The organism is Kitasatospora nipponensis, from assembly GCF_039528135.1.
GTDB classification, from domain to species: Bacteria; Actinomycetota; Actinomycetes; order Streptomycetales; family Streptomycetaceae; genus Kitasatospora; species Kitasatospora nipponensis.
The window spans coordinates 1-532 of record NZ_BAAALF010000490.1; the positions used below are offsets into that span (position 1 = coordinate 1).

General features: G+C 66.9%; 1 protein-coding gene. It reads left to right on the forward strand.

Annotation, left to right across the window (positions count from 1 at the left end; translation table 11 throughout):
* Positions 1–327, forward strand: a 327-nt coding sequence (locus ABD323_RS41390) for an immunity 49 family protein (protein ID WP_344447248.1), incomplete at its 5' end; no start/stop codon positions are given.
* Positions 328–532: the final 205 nt, after the last annotated feature.

The following is a 532-nucleotide window of genomic DNA, read 5'->3' on the forward strand; positions in this document are numbered from 1 at the left end:
ATCGAGGGTACGGACCCCGACGTCGCGCGGGTGGCCGATCGTGAGGTGCTGCTCAAGCTGCTGTATCCGCCGATCGCCGCGCTCAACCAGCTGGTGCAGCGGGACGGGGAGAAGTTCAACGCGGCGCTGGCTCGTGGGCTGGAACTGCACCGGGAGTACTGGACGGCGGACGAGGACCGGGTGGAGGACTCCAACGGGTTCGTCTCGCTGCCCTTGTTGGCGATCGCCTGCCTGGCGCACGATTCCGGGCTGCCGGTCGAGGTGCAGTCTGACTACCTGCCGAAGCACCTGCTGCTGCGTAGTTGGGTCGGGGAGTATGACACCTGAGAGCTCTGCCGCCCGCGAGTCACGATGGTGAGTGCGGTGCGGCGCGTTGATGTCGATGATCCGATGGTCGGCATGGATACGGGGCTGCGGCTGACCTACGACGGCGAGCCGTTCACGGGTGAGGTGGTGGAAGGGGCGCTGGACGACCCGCTCTCACTGGAGACGTACCGCGATGGGTGGCTCAACGGCCCGTGGCGGGTTGTGT